Source organism: Zoogloea sp. (assembly GCF_028689785.1).
In the GTDB taxonomy this organism is placed as follows: domain Bacteria; phylum Pseudomonadota; class Gammaproteobacteria; order Burkholderiales; family Rhodocyclaceae; genus Zoogloea.
On the sequence record NZ_JAQVCN010000045.1, the window covers coordinates 22,745 to 41,329 of the forward strand.

The 18,585-nt window shown below is 65.5% G+C and carries 10 protein-coding genes; all 10 read right to left on the reverse strand.

The window, feature by feature from the left end:
* Positions 1-24: 24 nt before the first annotated feature.
* Positions 25-978, reverse strand: a complete 954-nt coding sequence (locus PHI64_RS16880) for an alpha/beta hydrolase (RefSeq protein ID WP_299885154.1) — start codon at positions 976-978, stop codon at positions 25-27.
* Between the two features lie 316 nt (positions 979-1,294).
* Entirely contained in the window at positions 1,295-5,023 is a 3,729-nt protein-coding gene (locus PHI64_RS16885; RefSeq protein ID WP_299885157.1) for an LPD38 domain-containing protein, read from the reverse strand.
* A gap of 134 nt (positions 5,024-5,157) precedes the next feature.
* Positions 5,158-5,646, reverse strand: coding sequence for a ferritin-like domain-containing protein (locus tag PHI64_RS16890; protein ID WP_299885160.1), 489 nt, complete (start codon positions 5,644-5,646; stop codon positions 5,158-5,160).
* Positions 5,647-5,656: 10 nt separating this feature from the next.
* Positions 5,657-9,847 carry a hypothetical protein gene (locus PHI64_RS16895; protein ID WP_299885163.1) on the reverse strand — a complete coding sequence of 1,397 codons (4,191 nt, stop codon included), beginning with the start codon at positions 9,845-9,847 and terminating at the stop codon, positions 5,657-5,659.
* Positions 9,847-11,022, reverse strand: a complete 1,176-nt coding sequence (locus tag PHI64_RS16900) for a hypothetical protein (RefSeq protein WP_299885165.1) — start codon at positions 11,020-11,022, stop codon at positions 9,847-9,849. The genes PHI64_RS16895 and PHI64_RS16900 overlap by 1 nt, the downstream gene beginning before the upstream one ends.
* Positions 11,023-11,078: 56 nt before the next feature.
* Complete coding sequence (locus PHI64_RS16905) at positions 11,079-11,813, reverse strand: BRO family protein (protein WP_299885168.1); 735 nt, start codon at positions 11,811-11,813, stop codon at positions 11,079-11,081.
* A 679-nt stretch (positions 11,814-12,492) separates the two neighbouring features.
* Positions 12,493-14,394, reverse strand: a complete 1,902-nt coding sequence (locus PHI64_RS16910; protein ID WP_299885171.1) for a hypothetical protein — start codon at positions 14,392-14,394, stop codon at positions 12,493-12,495.
* 1 nt (position 14,395) lies between these two features.
* Positions 14,396-16,291 carry a hypothetical protein gene (locus PHI64_RS16915; protein ID WP_299885174.1) on the reverse strand — a complete coding sequence of 632 codons (1,896 nt, stop codon included), beginning with the start codon at positions 16,289-16,291 and terminating at the stop codon, positions 14,396-14,398.
* Positions 16,288-16,626: a hypothetical protein gene (locus PHI64_RS16920; RefSeq protein ID WP_299885177.1), complete on the reverse strand. Its 339-nt coding sequence runs from the start codon at positions 16,624-16,626 to the stop codon at positions 16,288-16,290. The genes PHI64_RS16915 and PHI64_RS16920 overlap by 4 nt, the downstream gene beginning before the upstream one ends.
* Positions 16,623-18,585 (reverse strand): hypothetical protein (locus PHI64_RS16925; protein ID WP_299885179.1); only part of this gene is annotated, 1,963 nt, incomplete at its 5' end. The genes PHI64_RS16925 and PHI64_RS16920, both read right to left, overlap by 4 nt.

The following is an 18,585-nucleotide window of genomic DNA, read 5'->3' on the forward strand; positions in this document are numbered from 1 at the left end:
CTCCGCCGTCGCGGAAAGCATCCATCACCCCCGGAGCGCTTCACCCAGCGCCCTCCCCCCCACGGCAACCGCGTCGTTCGACTGAGGGAAGAACTTTCCGAGGGTGAAAAAGCCGTGCACCATGCCCTCGAACTCGTGCACCTTCACCTCCACCCCAGCCTCGCGCAGCGCGTCTGCATAGGCCTTGCCGTCGTCGGTCAGCGGATCGCAGCCCGCAAGAATGAAGGTGGCCGGCGGCAGCGCGTCAAAACGCCCAGCCAATAGCGGCGACGCACGCCAGTCCTGCCAATCATCCTGATTCGGTAGATACTTCTCGAAGAACCAGGCAAGACTCTCGGTATCCAGAAAGAAGCCGTTCGCGTAAGTCCGCCGCGACGGACGCTGGCTGAGGATGTCGGTGCAAGGATAGATCAGCAGCTGCAGCGCCGCCTGGGGCCCGCCCCGATTACGCATCTGCAGGGCCGTCACGGCACTCAGGGTGCCCCCCGCACTATCACCCGCCAGGGCAAAGCGCCCCGGATCGACTCCCAGCAACGCCGCGTTGGCGAGCGACCAATCCACCGCCCTCTGGGCGTCATCCACTGGTGCCGGAAAAGGATGCTCGGGGGCCAGGCAATAATCAACGGACAGAACTGCGCATCCACTGTGGTTGGCGAGCTCACGGCACAGCACGTCGTAGCTGGGAATATTGCCAACGCACCAGCCACCACCATGAAAGTAGAAGGTGATCGGGAGAAGCTCATCAGACCGGGAATGAAGCGGGCGGTACAAGCGGGCCATGATCGCCCCGTCGCGGGCATGAAGCCGGGGAATCGGCACATCGGTCACCGAAGCCACGGCCGGCGCCTCCGGGCGCAGGGTGAACTGGAGCTTCTCGAAGGAGTGGCGTGCCTGGTGCACATCCAGTTCGTGAAAACGGGGGGCGCCGACGCGGTAAACCATGTCGAGCAGGGCCTTGGCTTGAGGATCGAGGGCCATGGGGGCAATCCGGAGTGAAACGAAAATCGGAAACCTGGCCCTCGGCCGCAGGACCACCGGACACAGAACACGCCGCATTTGCGGCGAGGCGCCCGGCCCGCTACCATGCGCGACTTTCCGAAGAACAGCGTCGCGCGGCGAGAGCCTGAAGAAAACTGGTGCCGAGAGTGGGACTCGAAAGCCTAGTAACGACGCAGGGGTTTTAGGGGGTTTTGTCCAAATTTAGTCCACCGAGGGGCGCCTCTTAAAGGGGCAGGGGTCTGCGTAGGCGGATTATACCGTGGATGTGGCACCCCCATCTCTGCCGCCCTTCTGGTCACGGCAGCCCCTCCAATCGCTCGTTGAACTGCCTCATCAACATCGTGATGCGCGCATCAATCATCTGCACCCGGCCGGGCTGCACTTTCTCGAGGGCGTCGCGCTTCGCCTCCCGCAGCTTGCGTACCTCATTTTCTACCCGCAACAGCCCACCCAGGGCAAACCGGGCCGTTGGATTCTCGTTCAGATACTCCGCCACATCGCCGCCGTCTTTCCGCCGCCCTTCGATTTCGGCTTTGTGCAGATGGAGCTCTTTCAAGTTGGCGTAGTACCGAGTGCCCTCACTCGACTGCCCCTGCGTGTCGCCATAGAAGCGCCCCAACAGCGGGATTTTATAGGTGGGTAGCTCCTCGCCGGAGAAGAGGCTCGACACCGTCTGCTCGCCCTTCAGGTACTCGCGCCCTACCCCGCCGGTGATCTGGCCGATCAGGTAGTCAAGCTGGTCCGGCGTGGGCGAGACCAACCCGGGCTTGTAGTTGGTGCCACCGCTGCCCAGGTTGGCCCAGTACGCAATCGCCTTGCTGAGCCCGCTGGCGGTGTCCTTCGCCCGGGTATGGCCCGGGGTCGGGCTCAAGCCGTTGAAGTCCTGCTGTGCGATGGGCTTGCTGGTGTAATCCCGGTTCTCGGCCAGTGCCACCAGCGGGTCCACGGCCGTGGGGGCGATGGTCTGCACCGAGATCCCGGCATTGCCGATTGGGTTGAAGGTATCGGCCAGCAGGCCCAGGATGTCGCCGAAGCGCTTCGCCGTGTCCTTGAATCCGCTCAGGGCCCATTCCGTCGTGATCCGGCTGAAGCTCGGGATCACGTGGTAGCCGAGGGGCATCGGGATGGAGGCGTACTTGCCATCCGCCAGCGGGATGACGATGGAGCGCTCCCGGACGAACTCGGGCGGGTCATCGTCACCGAAGCCTGCGGCAGCCAGCATCAAGGCCTGCAGCACGCCCAGCGCCAGCCCACCGCCAATGATTTTCCGGCCCACTGGGCCCTTCAGCGTCTGCCACAACCGGGCGGAGCCCTGCATGGAGGCATTGAAGAAGGCATACAGGGCGCCAGCCTGGGTGGCCACCTGGCCCTTGCGATTGAAGTTCACCGTCAGGTTCTTGGCGATGCTCGCCGCCTGCTGCTTCGACATACCCCGATCCCGGGCGGCCTTGTAGGCCGACAGGCGGAAGCCGTTCTCCATCATGTCGTTGTAGTCGGACAGCCAACCGAAGAGCCCGGCCGCCTGCTGCTGCGCGACACCCAGCGGCACGCGTAGCGCGCCATCCACCTTGAAGATCTTCGCAAGCGGCCCATCCGCCCAGGCCATGGGGTCGAGCTCCCGGCGCAGGGCGTCCGCCCGAGCCTGGCTGTTCGAGAACTGATCCCTGAAGCCTGTCTGCCCGCCGTTCTGCTGGAAGTCCTCCCACAGCGCCGACCAGTCGCCAGCCGGGGCTGCGTTCCCGGCCCGCTCGGCACGTAGGGCGGCATAGATGCCCTTCATCGCCGGTACCGCGCCGGCCAGCACCTTCGCTTCATCACCCCGGATGGCCGTCGTCGAGAGCTGCAGCAAGGCCGACTGACCATCCCGCAGCGCATTGACGATACCGAAGATGGGGTTGTACTGGGTGTTCACCGCGGCGAACCAGCGGGTGACCTTTGCCGACGCCTGAAGCATGCGGCCCAGCTGGTCGGCGTCCAGATTCTTGAGGGCGCCGGCCATGCGCTGCGCGCGCTCGTCCCACTGGTTGAAGAACACGAAGCGGTCCTTGCCATCGACCCGCACGGCCAGCACGTTGTCCCGGTTGCGCAGCGTCGGGTTGATCCGCTCCGCCACCAGGCCGGTGGCCGGATTCACGTAGCGCTCCACCGGCTCCTTCACGAAGTTCTGGGCGTCAGCAGGGTCCAGCCCCAGCGCCACCAATTCGCTGGCGATCTTCTGCCGCTCGGCCGGCTTCATGGCCTTGGCCTCGTCCGGGTTGATCGGCATCCAGAAATCAGGGTTCGGGGCCTTGAGCGACAAGACATAGAGCGCCTGGGCAACCCGGTTCTTCTCGGCCCGCACGATGGTCCGCTCGCGCTGCATCGCGATGTTGGCCAGGATGTCCACCACTGCCCGGGTGCTGCCCGTGCGCCGCTTTGCCGCCGACCCACGCACGGAAAAGCCCTGCCTGATGCCGAGGCCGCCGCTTTCCGCATCCTCGCGCTGCAGCGGCACATAATGCTTGTAGGCCGCCTCCCAGGCATTCACCGTTTCGGCCGTCTCCAGCCCCGACTCCACCAGCAGCTTGCGGGTGTTCCCGTTGATCGCATCGACATGGGCGGCCAGCGCATCCATCATCTGGCGGCGCTCCGGCGACAGGGCGGCCATGATGTCCCGGGCCTCCTGGTTCGTCATGCCTGACCCGCCATCCTGCAGATCCGGGGCGTCCGGGTTGATCCTGGCGATGTGGTCGTTCGCCTCCTTGGCGTGCCGGGCGTGGAGGAAGCGCTCGAACTCCTCCATCCCTACCCCGCCCTCGCGCATCCGGTTCAGGAGGGGGCGCATCTCCTTTGTGAGGAAGTCCTTCACCCCCTTGGCGCTGCGGCCGTGGAAGAGCTCTTCCTGCAGGTACGGATTCCAGGCGTCGGCGATCTGGCCGATCTTCGCGGTGATGGCGTCCACCACCCGCTTCATGTCGATCTGCTTGTTCTGCAGGGTGTAGATCAGGGAGTCCTTGTCAATCCGGCCGCCGAAGAGCTTGGAGGGCTCAGGGGCCTCCCATGCGGCGGTGATCGATGTAGCCGTCCGGGCCTGCCAGCGGTCGGCGAAGGTCTTGGGGGCGCCCAGCACTCGGTCGGCGGCGGCTTCTTGACCCGGGGACAGGTCGGCGATGGTGCGGCGCCGGCTGTACCGAACCTCGGTCAGAGACCGTACGAGTTCGGTCCGACCCTCACCATCCGCAAGCAGTACTCCCACCCGCCCTTCAGGATCTTCTTCCTGAACCAGGGACCGGTATAGTGCCGCGAGACGAAGAGTTCCACTGCCCGGCGCTCCTGTGGCGTCAGCACCGAGGCGCCCTCGGAGTTCACCTGCCATGCCCTCGAAATCGTCTCTTCCAAGGTCAGCTCCGGCACGCCGGAAACGTCCGGTATCCAAACTGAAGTCGACATCTTTGATCTCCGGGTAGATCCTGCGGACGAAGTTATAGCTCGCTTGGAGCATCGGCAGCAGGTTGTCCTCGCTCTTGAAGTCCCACACCAAACGGTTCCAGCCCCGCATTGCATCGTGCGGTGCGAGAAACTTGGTGTTGCCGTACTTCAGGGCCAGACTGATCATGTTCTCGAGGCGTCGGCGCTTGCCGGCCTCGGTGATTCCATCCGGGTCTCCGATGAGCCGGAGCCCGTTGTTGTGGGCGTAGGTCCCTGCAATCTGATAGACCCGACCGCCTTGGTCGCCAGTCTCCAGGGCGCCCACGTTGACCCAGACCATCCCGTAGTCGTTTTCGAGGATGTAGGCATCCCGGTGGTAGCGACGGCCGCCCTTCTCCCCTTGCACTCGAAGTGTCCAGGCTTTCGTAGCCCGGCGGTCAACCTCCGGCGACGGGAATACCTGTAGCTCCCCTTGCCCGATTTCGCCGGCAATCTCGAGCATGTCAGTTGCGGAGCTGGTCGGCAGGCGGAAGAAGTCTTCCGCGGTCTCCCGTGCCACCTGCCTGATGGCTTCTGCCGCCCGCTTCGCCGAGAGCTTACCGGAAAACTTTACCATGGATTGTGAGCTTTGCTCACTTTTCAACCCGAAAAACTCTAGCCCCCCGTCGGCCAGAAAGGCTTTCATCGCCGCGAGACCCTGCACAACCACAGGCTTTCCGCCCTCGCCGACGAACCGATATGTGCAGTCGCTCATGCGCCGAGCTCCTGGTCGAAGGTGAGCATTGCTCCCTTATCAGTCCCGCAACGCTCCAGCCGCGAGATCAAATCGCTGATCTCACCGACGGATGTGCGCTGCTCCTCGAGATACGACAGCAGGAACTGCCGGGTGGTCGGGCAGCGGCACTCCTCGTGCCAGGCCTCGTAGTCCTGGCCCAGCTGCACCTCCGTGTCGTACGCAACCTGGAGCGCATCCCCCAGAGAGCCGACAGTTTCGTCGATAGCCGGCACGGCGGGTACCGGCAGCCAGCTGCCGCGCTGGTTCGCAAAATCGACGAGGCGCTGGTAGTGCCCCCGCTCCGAGGAGGACTCCGCGAGGAAGAACTTCTGGGCTCCGAACCAGCCTTGGAACTGCATCTGGTTCCCGATGTGCTGGTAGAGGTGCGCCGCGTAGAGCTCTGCGGCAGCGGCTTGAGCCAGCATCGTCTCGATGGGCTTCGTGAGCAGGTTCTTGATCGGCATGGGGAGTCCTTCAGCAGTTGATGGCCACCACCCCGGAGGACTCCAGGGTGTCGAGGATGTCGAGGATATTTTCCTGGACGTACCGGATCTGGTCCGCCCTGGGGTGCGTTTCGAGGGATTCGTTTGCGCGAATGCGTTTCAGGCCTCGGGCATCGAGGCCTTCGAAAATCACCGCCAAGCCTTGCACCTGGCGGGGTGCAGCTGCTACTTGAGGGGCTGCTTGTCGGCGGGCTTCGCTTCGTCGGCGGCGGCTGAAGCGGACTTTGCCCCATCCGTAGCGGTCGGCGAAGTCTTGGTTAACCCGCTCGACCCGGGGACGGAGCTCACTTTCAACCCACTCTTGTAGATCGGGTCGTTCGGACCCGCGTGGTCCCAGCTGATTACCGGCATGGATAGCCTCCTTGTACTGTGCGCCGTCCGGGTGTGCTTCCCAGTCGTTGCCGATGTAGTCGCCCTCCGAGCGGAACGTGCGGCCGCGGAGGTCGATGCCAATGCGCGCAGCCGCCTCACGGATCTGGGCGTGGAACTCGGGGTTCGGGACATCACTGAAGTTCAGGACCCGCACGCCTACGCCCGGGACGTAGGCAGGAGCCCAGTCGTCCCGCCCGCTCACTTCGAAGATGCTCTGGTAGAGCTTCGCAACCTCGTCGTGAGTGGGATCCCGTCCGAAGTCCAGCTGAACTCCGTTGGCATTCTCAACTACGGCATCGAAGATCGGATAGTGCCACACCACTGCCTCTTGGGCGAGTACATACCCCCGGATCGCCGAGTAGGTGTTCAGCCGTTCACGCACCTCGGCCGGCAGCGCACCGTCCGACACCTGGATTTGGACCTCGGTCTGTGCCCCCGCGCCGACGTTCATCTGCCAGGCCGACGGGCCAAAGGCAGTGCCCTGCACCGGCAAGCCGATCTCCTGAGCGATCAGGTCTTGCCCACCCTCGTCCTGGAGCGCCTTGTCGATAGCCGCCAGGTATTCCGCCTGCTCCTCCTGAGAGGCGCCAAAGATCCCCGGGAGCACGCCCGATGTCTTACCAGGCATGGCCTCCCAGCTAACCTGCCCAATACGCCCCTCGGATTGTTGCAACAGGCTGCCGGCCCGGGCCGCCTTGGCGTAGGCCACGAAGCCATCCTTCACGGCGGCACGGACTTGCTCCAGCTGCCCTTCCAGTCGGCTGTCGGCGCCAAAGGTGTTGCCCTTGATCACCTGGAGCAGCTGGTTGATGGCGTTGCTGATCGCCATCCGGAGCCGAGCCACAATGCCTTGGGCTGCCTCGGTTCCCTGGGCACTCTCGATCTCCGAGAAGACCTGGGACCAGAACGAAGCCTCGGCGAATCGGTTGCCGGCAAGGTCCGCCATCCACTCCTCGGCCAGGAAGTCGCGAAGGGTCTGCCCATTCGTCCCCTTCGCCGGCTTGTCGAGGTCCTGGGCCAGCTCGGTACCGAAGTAGTCCTTGTGCTGGGCCGCCAGCTGCTCGTCGGTGAGCAGGTTGGCCAGGGCCTTGCGCATCGCCTCGAAAGCCTCCGGCGCCTGGACACGCATGGCGTGGACAAGCTCGTGGCCGAGCACGCGAAGCTGGGCCACGGAGCTCGAGACGTTCAAGTAGATGACGTCGCCGTCGGTACGCCACGCACCATCAGCAGCCTTGCCCGAGGCAGACCGGTAGAAAACCACCTTCTTTTTGAAGAGGCGGGCCACCTGCCGGATGAAGTCGGCGCTCTGCTTGGATACCTCCCCCGCTGCCGCTTTGTCGGCACCCGGCATCTCGGTCACTACCGAGGCGTCGCGGACCCCGACCAGCTGGTTAACCGTGGCTTCGTGCTCAGCCTTCGTGCGGAGCTCGGGCGCATCGGCCCGCTGCTTCTTGCGGGCGTTGGACTCCTCGGCCTTCTGCCGGAGGCGCGCGTCCGGGTCGCCGCGTTTGGTCGACAGCCGGCCTCCTGACGCCCGGATTTCCTCCTGCGCGGCTTCCGCTTCGACTGCCGGCTGGTCGCCGAACTTCGTGGACGACGCCGGACGGGTCGTGTCTGACTTCGACAGCCACTGCTTAAACACCGGCAGAGTCATTTGCGTGACGGCCCCGCGCCGCTTCGGACCGGTCTTGTCCCCGAAGTGCGCATCGTAGGCTTTCGCCGCCTCCGCCTGGCTTCCGTAGCCCACCAGAACTTTGTGCTCGTCAAAAGACCCCGTGCCTGGGTCGTACTGGTCGACGACGAAAACAGGCCCGCCATGGTTCGTCGAGGTCCCCGGCTTCACGTAGACGTCGACTTGATCGCCGTCCGCACCCTTCGTGCGCTTCACGTAGCCGTAGTGGGCCTTCATCTTCGTGACCCACTTCTTGCCCCTCTCCACCCCGGAGCGGCTGGTCCCCGCCGGGTTTTCCACAGCGATCTGCAGCCCGCCGACTGAGATGTGCCCCTTCGCGTAGTTGCCGGCGTCCTTCTGCTTATCGGTCGGCGTCGGGTTGGCGGCTGCCGCCGCGGCATCGACGGAGGCCTCCTCTTCCTGCGCAACCTGCTCCTGCCGGGCCTGTGCCGCCTGGTTCGCCTGCTGGGCTTGGGCCTGCTCCTGCTCCAGCCTGCGTGCTGCAGCTACCTGCGCCGCCGGCATCGTGGCCACCGGCTGTACTGCCGCAGGGGCCACCTCGTCCTGGGCAGCGTCAGCAACAGCAGCCTGGTTCACAGCCACAGGATCCGGAGCCGCCCGCGACTGGCGCTCGACCTTGCTGGCCTGGTGGATGCGCTCCGCCTCGGCTCGCATCTCAGCAGCCTGCCCCCGGATGGCCGCCGCTTCGGCGGGTGGCGTGCTTTCGCCGATGGACTTCTCGAGAGCGGCAGCATTGCGGTTCAGCTCGACGACCGTCTTGAACGCGGCCTGATCGCGGGCAGAAGCCTCCTCTTCCTGCGCGACCTGCTCCTGCCGCACTTGTGCCGCCTGATTCGCCTGCTGGGCTTGGGCCTGCTCCTGCTGTGCCTGCTGGATCTGCGCAATCTCACCGGCCGGCTTGCGCACGACCGCATAGCCGGACTGAGCACGCGGGTGCGGCACCACGGACAGGAAAGCAGCATCCGGTCGTTGCTCCAGCTCGGCCTGGGCGTCCTCCGGGGTTGCGTACGCGCGCAAGAGCTGGGACGTCAGGTCGGCAGGGGCCTGCCCGGCAACGTGTGCCGCGGCGGCCAGGGTACCGTCGGGAGGGGGAGGAGGCATCGGGATGCCGCGATCCGGCAACAAACCTGCGACGCCCCCTTCCAGGTATTGGTCCGCAGCGCCTCGCAACTCCAGATTGGCCGCATCCATCTCGGCATTCGTGGGGGCTGGCGCCGGCGCAGGCGGGGGCGTCGGCTTACCGCTGATGGCGTTGAAGCCACCCCCCATTGCAATGCCCGCCAGCATCCCTTGAGCACCCGCCTCCGGGACGCCTTCCAGCAGCGGCTTGTCGAGGGCCACATTCTGCCATGCCTGCTCCTGCATGGACTGCGGGAGTTCTTCCAGGATGCCTTCCGACAGCGCCCCTTCCACCACCCGGCGCGGCAAGCCCTTCGTACTGGTGCCCAGCGAACCGCGCGCCAGTGCGACGTCCAGGTCGTCCACCCCGAGACGCCGGCCGATGGCACCCCCCAAGCCTCCGAGCAGGCCCGTGCCGATGCCGCCCAGCGCAGCGGCACCAGACTGCAGCGCCGTGAGCTCCTGGTCAGCGGTCTCCTGTCGAATTCCCTCCGCAAGGGAGCCCGCACCGATGGCCCCCTCGCCCAGCATGGCCTTCGCGATGGCGCCCCCCTTGGGGAGCAGAGCACGCCCAAATGCGGCCCCGCCCAGGGTACTCGGCAACGACTCCACTACTGTGTGGCCGATCGTGCTGGGGTTCTCGAGCATGGCGCCCAGCGTGCCCCCGAATCCTTCCGCGTCCGCGACCTTGCGGTTGGCCTCTTGCTGCGCTGCGGAATAGCCCTCGTCGAAGAACTGCTTCGTGGCCTTGGGGTCGTAGCCCGTCAGCTCATTCAGCGCTTTGCCTGCCTTTCCCCCAGACGCCAGATCTGCCAAGCCGACAGCCGCTTCCCCCGCTCCGACGATGCCCTTGGCCAGCGAGATCGGAACATCCCCCAGGCGTCGCAGCAGGGAAGTCGGCTTCGCAGCCGGTTCCGGCCCCAGGAACTCATCCGCCCGCATGCCGGGGGTGCTGTCCAGAAACTCATCCGCCCGCATCACTGCATCCCCAGTTTCTTCAGCGCCGCAGTGGCCTGTTCTCGGCTGATCGTGCCGGCCTGATACTGGGCCCGGATCGCGTCAGCGCCAGCCGGGGCGGACCCGGCGGACCGCCCCGGCCCTGCGCCGGCCAGCTCCAGCCCCTTGCGCACGTATTCGTCGATGGGCATCGGCTTGCCATCGGCACCCGCCGGCGGACTGGATGATGCGCTATAGGCCTTGAACAGCTCGCCCAGCAGCGCGGTCCGGCTTTTCTGGAGCTCAACGTCTCCGCGCGGGTCCTTCCCCTGCATGACCAGGATCTTGCGGGCAATCTCTGCCTGCGCGGCGGGGTCCTTGGCGTCCGCGTAGGCCTGGAAGAGGCCTTGCTGCGTGGTGAGCTGATCCGCCTGCGCCTGGGTCAGAGCCGCCTGCGCCCCGGTCTGCGCGCGCGTTGCCTGCGCCGTAGCCTCCCCGGTCAGGAAACTCGAGAGGAGAGACGCCTGATTCTTGGAGAGCCGGGACCGCCCTTCTGCCGGCGTGGCCAACGACGCCAGCAGTGTCGAGCGCGCACCGTCGCCCGCTTTCTCACCGAGCCAAGTGCCGCCACCCTTCTGGTAGTGGTTCTGGATTGCCGCCCAGTCGCCCCGCTCTGCCGCCGCCTGCAGTGCCGCGGACACCGCCCCCGAGCCCCCGCCCCCAAACGGGTTCACGCCGGCCGGCACGATGCCCAGGGGGTTGCCCTTCATCTCCGCCACGGCAGCAGCGGGCTCCAGGTTGGTGAACAGCGGCGCCTGTCCCTTCTGGTCAATGCGCTTGATCGCAGGGGCGCTGGTATCCTTGGTCGTGAAGTCAGGGGTTCGGGCAGGGGCTTTCTCTGCCCCTGCGACAGGCTTGGGTGCGACGGCAGTAGCCGGCGGGGTTGCGGAGGGCGTAGGGGTGGCGGCCGGCTCGGCCACCAGGCCCTCCCGATTCTTGGCCCGAATATCCTCCGCTCGGGCGTCGAAGTTAGGCAGGAGATATTCCAAAACACCCTTGTAGGCAGCTCCCGGGCTGCCGACGGTTACCGGAGCGGGCTGCGGCGCCAAGTTAGCAAAAGCGGGGCCTCCGATGGTGCCGGCGCCTACGCGTCCTGAGTCTTGGTAGGGCAGGTCAACCACGGTGGCCGTGCGCTGCGAGTTGGGGTAGTCGGGCATGGTAGCCTCCAGGTGAATCACCCCTGGACGCTACCGCAGCCCCGCCAGCCAGCAGGTTACAGCGGACGCGGGAACCAAGAGCCGGCGTCAATCACCACCGGCGGCAGCGTTCCCGCGTCTGGCAGCGTCAAGCGCCCCGGCTGGAAGAACCACAGCCAGTACCGATACTGCAGCGCCTGCTGATCGGTCTTCATGTCGATGGCCTTGTTGCGCAAGTCGTTGACGAAGCTCCGTGCGTACAGCAACTCTGCCGGGCCACCTTCGCTCCAACCCCGGAGGCCGCAGTCAATCAAGATGCGATGTTCGGCATCGGTCACGAAGCGCGACACCCGCTCGGGCGCTATCGCGGTGGCAATCTCCCGGAGCTGCTTGCGAAGGCGCTGCACATCCGCCCGGGAAACGCCTGGCGGGGTAGGCTTGGGTGTTGGGGCTTGCACCGGCGCGCCGACTTCGCGGTCAAGGATGTCGAGCACCCAGCGCCGGAACTCTGCAGCGACCGGCGTGCGGGCAAACATGGCGACGAGGTGCGCGCCTCGGAGGGAGAAGATGCGGACCTCCTTCTCGCTGTTGCCGCTGCCGAAGCCCTTGACCGTCAATTTGACGGTCAAGGTCATGGAGGCGGAAAACTCCTCCGCATTACGTTCATAGACACGGGTTACGAGGTCTGTTCGAGCGTAACCGAGGGCGCCGGCAAGCTCGGCTGCGGTTAGCCAGATTTGGCCATTACGGGAGACAGGGTTGAACGTGGTGTCGCGAAATGCGAGTGCAGGTGCGCGAGTGGTCGCAAGCATGGTGGGGCTCCTGATTAGGTAGGAAACCCGCTTCCCATCGCCAGATGGGGTGAGCGGGACCGTGCAGGCTGGCGAACCGGAATCAGGACCGGCAGGGCCGAAGCCCTCCCACACGGCCCGCCCATTGAGCGTGACCATGCTACGGACGTGAAAAAGCCGCTTTCGGGGCGGCTGTCCGCCTGATTGTGCCCAGGTCGCCAGACCTGTACCGCTGTTGTCTCAGCGGCCCATGCACTCTAGGCGGAACTGCGCAACCTCGTCAACGGGAGTATTGCTCCCCTTTTTCCCCAATAAAACACCGAGATGCTGCTCTACCGACCGGGTTTGTTCAGGCTAGTTTTCAGGCACGGGGGCGGCAGGCTTGTCATACAGCCACCTACACGCACCCGCGATTACCCAAACCGCCCGGCTGCTTTGCGTTGACTTCGACTTGTGAAGAATGCACTCAGAGCTCGACGAGTACCGGGAGAATACCCCCCTTCCAGCCCCCTGGACGCCGCTGTAAATCTTCGCGCCGTGGCGCTCGATGCACAGTTGAATCGCCGCCGCAGCCGCTACGTCGTTCTGAATCCCCGGCAGGGTATCCAGAGCACACGTCTCAAAGCTGCCGGCAGCTACCGCCGGAGCGAACAGCAATAGGACTGCAGCGCGAAGAATCATGTCCTCAGTATACCGCTGCTCATACCGTTTGGTTCTCTACAGAGGCAGCCAGCGCATTCATTCCCGACAACGCGCTGCTTGCCATCTTCCCGAACACCTCGGCGCCGGCCACCCCCACGCGGGACATGTCGTTCATCCGCTTGTAGTTCATGTCCATGTTCGCCAGCACGATGTGGGAGTTCTGCTGGTAGGCCGAGATGGTCGCTTGGGCATTCGCCTGGTTGTTGGCGATCTTGACGCGAGCCTCCGACTCCTTCGCTTGCACGCCGGCGGTCCAGCCACGCAGGGTGCTTTCGAAGGACTTGATCTCGGCCTCGACGACGCTGCTTCGGCCCTGCACAAGCGCGCTGTAGGCGCTGACCGCCGCCTGGTAGGTGCGCGCCGCCGCCTCGTTGGCCGTGGAGGCGGCCTGGATGGCAGTGGACTGGGCCTGCACCTGAGCCTTGTAGGCGTCCACCTCCTGCCCGTAGGCCTGGACCTCCTTGCCGTAGGCGTCGATGCGGATGGTCTCGCCTTCGAGCTGCGCCCGGAAGCCCTGCCACTCCGCCGTCTTGGCCTGCACCTGCGCCTGGAAGGCATTCACCTCGGCGCCGAAGGCATCCACCTTGAGCTTCTCGATCTGGGCCCGCGTGGCCAGCCCGTCGATGACCGCCTTGTAGGCGTTGGCGAGGGCTGCGTAGCCGTCGGCCTGCGCCTGGAAGGCTTGCACCCGGGCGGCATCCACGCCTACCTGGGCCTTGAGACCTTCAATGTGCGCCTGGTAGGCGTCATAGACGGCCAGGGCGGCCTTGAGGCGGTGCTGGTAGACCTCCGCCTCGGCCTGGTAGAGCTGCACCCGGATCTGCACCGTCTTGGCCCGGATCTCGTACAGCTCGATGGCGGCCTGCAGCACACCCTTCGCAAACTCCAAGGCCTGGCCGTTGATCTGCACCAGGTTGCCCGCCCACGACTGGGTCGCCTGGAGCGCCACCTGTCGCAGGCTGGCCGACTGGGTGACGGCGAACTGCAGGTTGGCCTGTTCGAGCTCCGCCTGCTTGATCGCGATGTCCATGGCCGCCCGAGCGCTGGCGTCGGCGGCCGCCTGGCGGGACTGCATCAGCGTGGAGTGGAGCGCACCGGTGGGCAGCGTGAAGCCCCGGCGGGCCGCGTCGTCATAGGCGGCATCCCGGGCCCGGCGGAACTCACCGTCGATCTTGTCGTTGGCCCGGTTCCAGATCGCGTTCTCGACGGCTGGCGTGAAGCCGGTGCCGCCGGCCAGGTAGCGGGCCAGCCGGTCTTCAATGGCGGCCATCTGGCTGTGGAACTGCGGGTTGATCTTGGCCAGGTAGGCGTCGAGCTCGCCTTCCAGCACCCGGGCCATGCTGCCGGCCTGGTCGCGGAAGTCCTGCCGGAACTGGGCCTCCAGGTTGCCCGGCTCCTGGAGCGAGGTGTCCGGGCGGACAGCGTCGAACTCCGGGATCTGGACGATGGGGGCGCCCGGCACGGTGATGTCGGTCAGCGTGGGCGGGGTGAGCAGCGCCAGATTCTGAAGGGCAGCTGGAGCGGCCGGAACAGAGATACCCGACAGCGTGGGCGCCTGCTTGTTGAACTGAGCCAGCTGGCTCGGGGTCTGTGGCGTGCGGATGACCGGCTTCTGCGCCGTGTTGACTGGCAGCGCCGGCAGAATCAGCTCCGGCACCTCGCGCAGAGACGGCGCCGCGCCAGGGGACTCCGGCTCGACGAATGCGGAGCCTTGGTACTGCGGGACCGCGCCGAGGTTGAAGTCGACGTCGGTAAGCGCCAGGGTGAGATTGACCGGGCCGATCTCGTAGCGGGTGTCGAATGCCAGCTGCGCCTTGCGGGTGAGGTCTCCGGCCTGGTCCGCCAGCTCCTTTGCAGTGTCCTGCGCCGAGGAGATGATGCCTTGTACGTCGGTTGCCATGTCAGTAGGTCCTTGTCGTCACGTCGACCAGCGCCTCAGCGCGCTCGATCTCAAAATCTTCCCCGCCGGGGTTCGTGATCCGGAATGCAAAAGCATTGCCCCGGATGCCCTGTGCCACCTTCGCCCGCACCGCTTGAACTCCAGCTCTCGGGGCCTGCCCCGTGGGGAATGTGTACTCGGGCCCCTCGTCGGCCCGCACACCCACCTCGAGGGTGCCTTCGGTGCGGCCGACCAGGTAGACGTAAGGGACGCGCTTCAGGTTGGACGTCCGGAACATCGTCGGGAACGTGACGGCGGAGGCCAGGATGGGGTTGCCATTGTCGGTGCCCCCCGTCAGCTCGTAGATCCCGTCCGGTCGCACGCCGAAGTGCTTGTTGCCGAAGCGCAGGATCTGATCGAAGGGGAACTCGGTGTAGCGGGAGACGGCACCGGTGGCCAAGTTGACCGAGTAGGCTTCGTACTCGATCGGCACGTCCAGATGGGCCACGCCCTGCACGACTGCGCTTGGGCCGACTATCGCGCCGCGCGCCACCGGCACCGCAACCAAGCCCGGGCCGACAATCGCGCCGCGCGCCACAATACCCACGGTGGCCCGACCCTGGATCACGTAATAGCCGGGGCCCTGGATAGCGCCGGCGGCACGCTCCACCAGCACGGCATGCCCGCTTATGGCGTAGGTGCCTGAAACCATCCGTCCGACAGCGCCCCCGTAGCCGGAGACCGCGTAGCCGCTCTCCCACTCGATAGCGCTGCGTGCGGTTTCGGAGGCCGTCGCGGCGCCCTCGACCTGAGCAGCCGGCCCGACAATCGCACCGCGCGCCACTACCGGGATGGTGATCGATGCGGAGATGATCGACCGAGGGCCGGTTATGCGGCCGACGGCGCCTCCGTAGCCCGACACCACGCCGCGCGGGCCGACCAGGCTGCCGCCACTGCGCGGCAGTTGGCGCCCAAATCCGGAAATCTGGTATCCGCCCCTGTAGATAATCGCCCCGCCCCGCAGCGCGACACCCTCTGCGCCCCATGCGAACAGCGGCGCCAGCTCGTTGTAGGCCTGCGCAATGGGGCGGTCCGAGCCGAGGGCCAGGAGCTTGGTGGTAATCAGGCCGGCGCCGATCCCGCCGGGGATCATCCGGCCGATTTGCTGCACCGGACCGACGACCGAGGATCCGGTGGCGAAGCCCGGAGCGATGAGGCCGGACTCCCCCTGGGCGGTCAGCGGCGGCAGCCTCGCGCGCCCATCGGCGATCAGGCGATCCGAGCCCCATGCCATGAGACCCCCGAGGCTGGCCGTGCCCCAGCCGTGGCCATCCACCGACGCCGTCCCGGTCAGCGGCGCCAGCTCGGCCACGCCCCAGTTCGCCGGGGCGGTTTCGAAGGCGTAGGCGGCGAGCGGCCGGAGCAGAGCTACGCCTTCCCCGCTGGTCGGGATCGCCCCGACGCCTACCACCTCCGCATCGACGACCTTGTCGCCGGTCAGGTACTGGGTGGATGCAAGACGGAACGTGCCCGACAGGCGACTCGGCCGGTCGAACTCCTTGACGCCGTTGCGCAGGAACCACACCCGGCCGGCCTGACGGATGAGGGTGAACTCGTCGCTCGAGACGTAGCTGCCGAGAGTGGCGAGCCTCTGACCGCTCTCGTAGACATCGACCACGCCTCTGCTGAAGTAGAGCGCGTGCTGGATGCCGAAGTAGCCCGTGCCCGGGTAGCCGGTGGCCAGGCCGACGAAGACACCAACGACCGAAGCGGGGATCTGGAACTTGTAGCCGCCATCCCCCGGCGTGAGCGGAATGCTCACCGAGCCGGACGACCAGCTAGGACCGTTGAGCTCGAGATAGCGAGCCGGGGTGCCTGGCACCGCAGGGGTGCCGGGGAAATAGACTTCGATGATCATAGCCGCACCACCTTGATTGAGCCGTCAGCGCCAGTGATGACGGCGTATTCACCTTTCGTTCCGTTGTAGCTCTGCACCTGCTGTGCGCCGGGGAGCGGCGGGTATGAGTTCCCGCCCTCCGTGTTCGGGCTACCTTGCATGACCACGGTGCCTTGTTTGCCGAACACGGTACTCACGGGTATGCCGACGCCGTAGTTGCCGAAGCCGCCGAACGTCAGTGTTGTGGGGCTGGGCGGGTCCGGTACTTCAACGAGCTTGCTGTATCCCGGCGTTGCCGGCTTCCCGGGTGTTCCGGGGATGAGAGTCATGGATCCGATGCGACGCAGGATGGTCATGGTGTTTCCTCGAATCTGGGGTTCAGCTCGACGCTCAGTACGGACTTCCCCGGCTTGAGTTTGATGTTCCACCAGATGCCGAGCCTCATCAGCACAGGCATCTGGGCGGCGTCGTCTGCGATGTTGTCGTAGAGGTTCGTTGTGAATTCGGCCTGGGTGTATTTGGTGCCCCACGCCTTCTGGAACGCTGCCATGTGAGAGAGCACGACCTGCTCTTCCCCGAGGTTGTCCTTGAGGACTTTCCGGTATCGAATGTCGTCGAACATTCTCGTCGGGCCGGACCGCACCGATTGCACCGTGACGTGTGCAAAGTGCCCGTCCGGGTGAGAGGCGTACTTCCCAGCTTCTGTGGTCAGGCTCTGCGCCCGGTGCCTGGTCAGCTTCTGAGCCTCCCGGTGCAGCCCAAGAGAGAACGCCGTGCTGATGTCGGTCGCCGGGAGGGAGAGGAAGGGGCCGAACAGCATGCTGATCTTCATCGGCGCGGTGAACGTGGCCGGGAGCAGCGTGTTTGCCATCTCGGCTTCGGAAATCGGCGTGGTTACCAACCCCTTCACGTTCGCGTCAGCCTGCACCTCCTGCCCGAAGACGATGCGATACGCACCCAGCTCATCCCCAGCGTCACCCACGTAGCGACCGGCGAACACCCACGACAGAGAACGCAGATCCTCGACGTCCAAGCCGGTCCATTCGGGGTTCGGTTCGCCAAACACCTGCGCCCGGATCCTGCGGTAGCGCCAGAACACATATGGCGGTCGGGTCGGCAGAGGGGGATACCAATCCTGGAGCGTGCCGTAGGGCCCGTACATCAGAGACTCGTGGCCCGGGAACTGGTCTTGGATCTGCAGCGGGGCTTTCACGTACTCGCCGTGGAACGCCATTGCCATGTTCTTCATCAAGCAAAACCGATACAGGGTGGTGTCCGTCCTGGTGTTCTTGACGATGCGAAAAGCGTACTGAGCCCGCTCGCTCTGAGCCTGCGTGATGCTCGAAGGGCTGCCGGTGTAGGACATGCTGTACGTCTTGGAGAAGTACGGGGGCTCCTTGTCGGTGTAGAGCACGAGCTCTGACGTGATGAGATCGTCGAGCTCAACGCCCTTGTCCACGAGCCGCTCATCCCGGAACGCATAGTCGACATTCGTGAACCACTTCGGCCCGTCGAACCTTGTGATGGTCGTCGATGCCTCGAAGTCGTCCTCGTCGGGTCCGGTGATGTTGATGTTGATGTCGAGCTCGACCAGGGCGCGCTTGTAGATCTTCGCGCCGGACACCCCGCCCCATTCTGAGAGTTTCCCGGCAAACGCAGTCTGCGTCCCGACCGGGACATGCACGTTGGCTCCACACTGGGCGATCCTGCGCAGCGGCGTGCTTGCCGGCGTCGTCCCGAACTGCTTGTCTGAGACCGTAACATCCGGGATCGTCAGATCGCTGTGGTTGTTGTTGGCGTCGATGTCGATGATCGCCGCCATCTTCGTGCCCGTGCTGTTGAACACCCACACATAGTCGTGTTTCTGGAACTGACGATCTCGAGAGAACCCGGGCACCGACGGGATGCCCGAGTCGGGAACGGGATGCGCCTCGTCTTCCCAGATCTGGTTCCCCTGTGGAGAGTCGTCAATAAACACCCAGTTGTCGTTAATCACCCCAGGGGAGACTTCAACCTCGCCGATGAGCCGAGTGGGTCGAACCATTGTGGCCATGGACGGGATGGCGGCCCCGACTGGCAGCATCGCAGTCACAGAGATGAAACGCCCCTTGTCCGCCGGGAACATGCACTTCTGCGGATCAGTCAGGTAGCTGGCCGGGATCACGCGGACGTTGCTCTGCATGTCCGTCATCACAACGAACGTCCTGCCTCCTCGGGTGGTCATGCACCCACGACGCCACCAGTTCGGCTCCACCGGCGCCGGCACGGCCGCCTGGGGCGCAGCGTCGTCCTCGTATTTGGCGTAGAGCACGTCG

Bases quoted from the DNA above. Each gene is read 5' to 3' on its own strand.
- PHI64_RS16880 (WP_299885154.1), bottom strand. From the start codon at position 978: ATGGCCCTCGATCCTCAAGCCAAGGCCCTGCTCGACATGGTTTACCGC.
- PHI64_RS16885 (WP_299885157.1), bottom strand. From the start codon at position 5,023: ATGGTAAAGTTTTCCGGTAAGCTCTCGGCGAAGCGGGCGGCAGAAGCC.
- PHI64_RS16890 (WP_299885160.1), bottom strand. From the start codon at position 5,646: ATGCCGATCAAGAACCTGCTCACGAAGCCCATCGAGACGATGCTGGCT.
- PHI64_RS16895 (WP_299885163.1), bottom strand. From the start codon at position 9,847: ATGCGGGCGGATGAGTTTCTGGACAGCACCCCCGGCATGCGGGCGGAT.
- PHI64_RS16900 (WP_299885165.1), bottom strand. From the start codon at position 11,022: ATGCCCGACTACCCCAACTCGCAGCGCACGGCCACCGTGGTTGACCTG.
- PHI64_RS16905 (WP_299885168.1), bottom strand. From the start codon at position 11,813: ATGCTTGCGACCACTCGCGCACCTGCACTCGCATTTCGCGACACCACG.
- PHI64_RS16910 (WP_299885171.1), bottom strand. From the start codon at position 14,394: ATGGCAACCGACGTACAAGGCATCATCTCCTCGGCGCAGGACACTGCA.
- PHI64_RS16915 (WP_299885174.1), bottom strand. From the start codon at position 16,291: ATGATCATCGAAGTCTATTTCCCCGGCACCCCTGCGGTGCCAGGCACC.
- PHI64_RS16920 (WP_299885177.1), bottom strand. From the start codon at position 16,626: ATGACCATCCTGCGTCGCATCGGATCCATGACTCTCATCCCCGGAACA.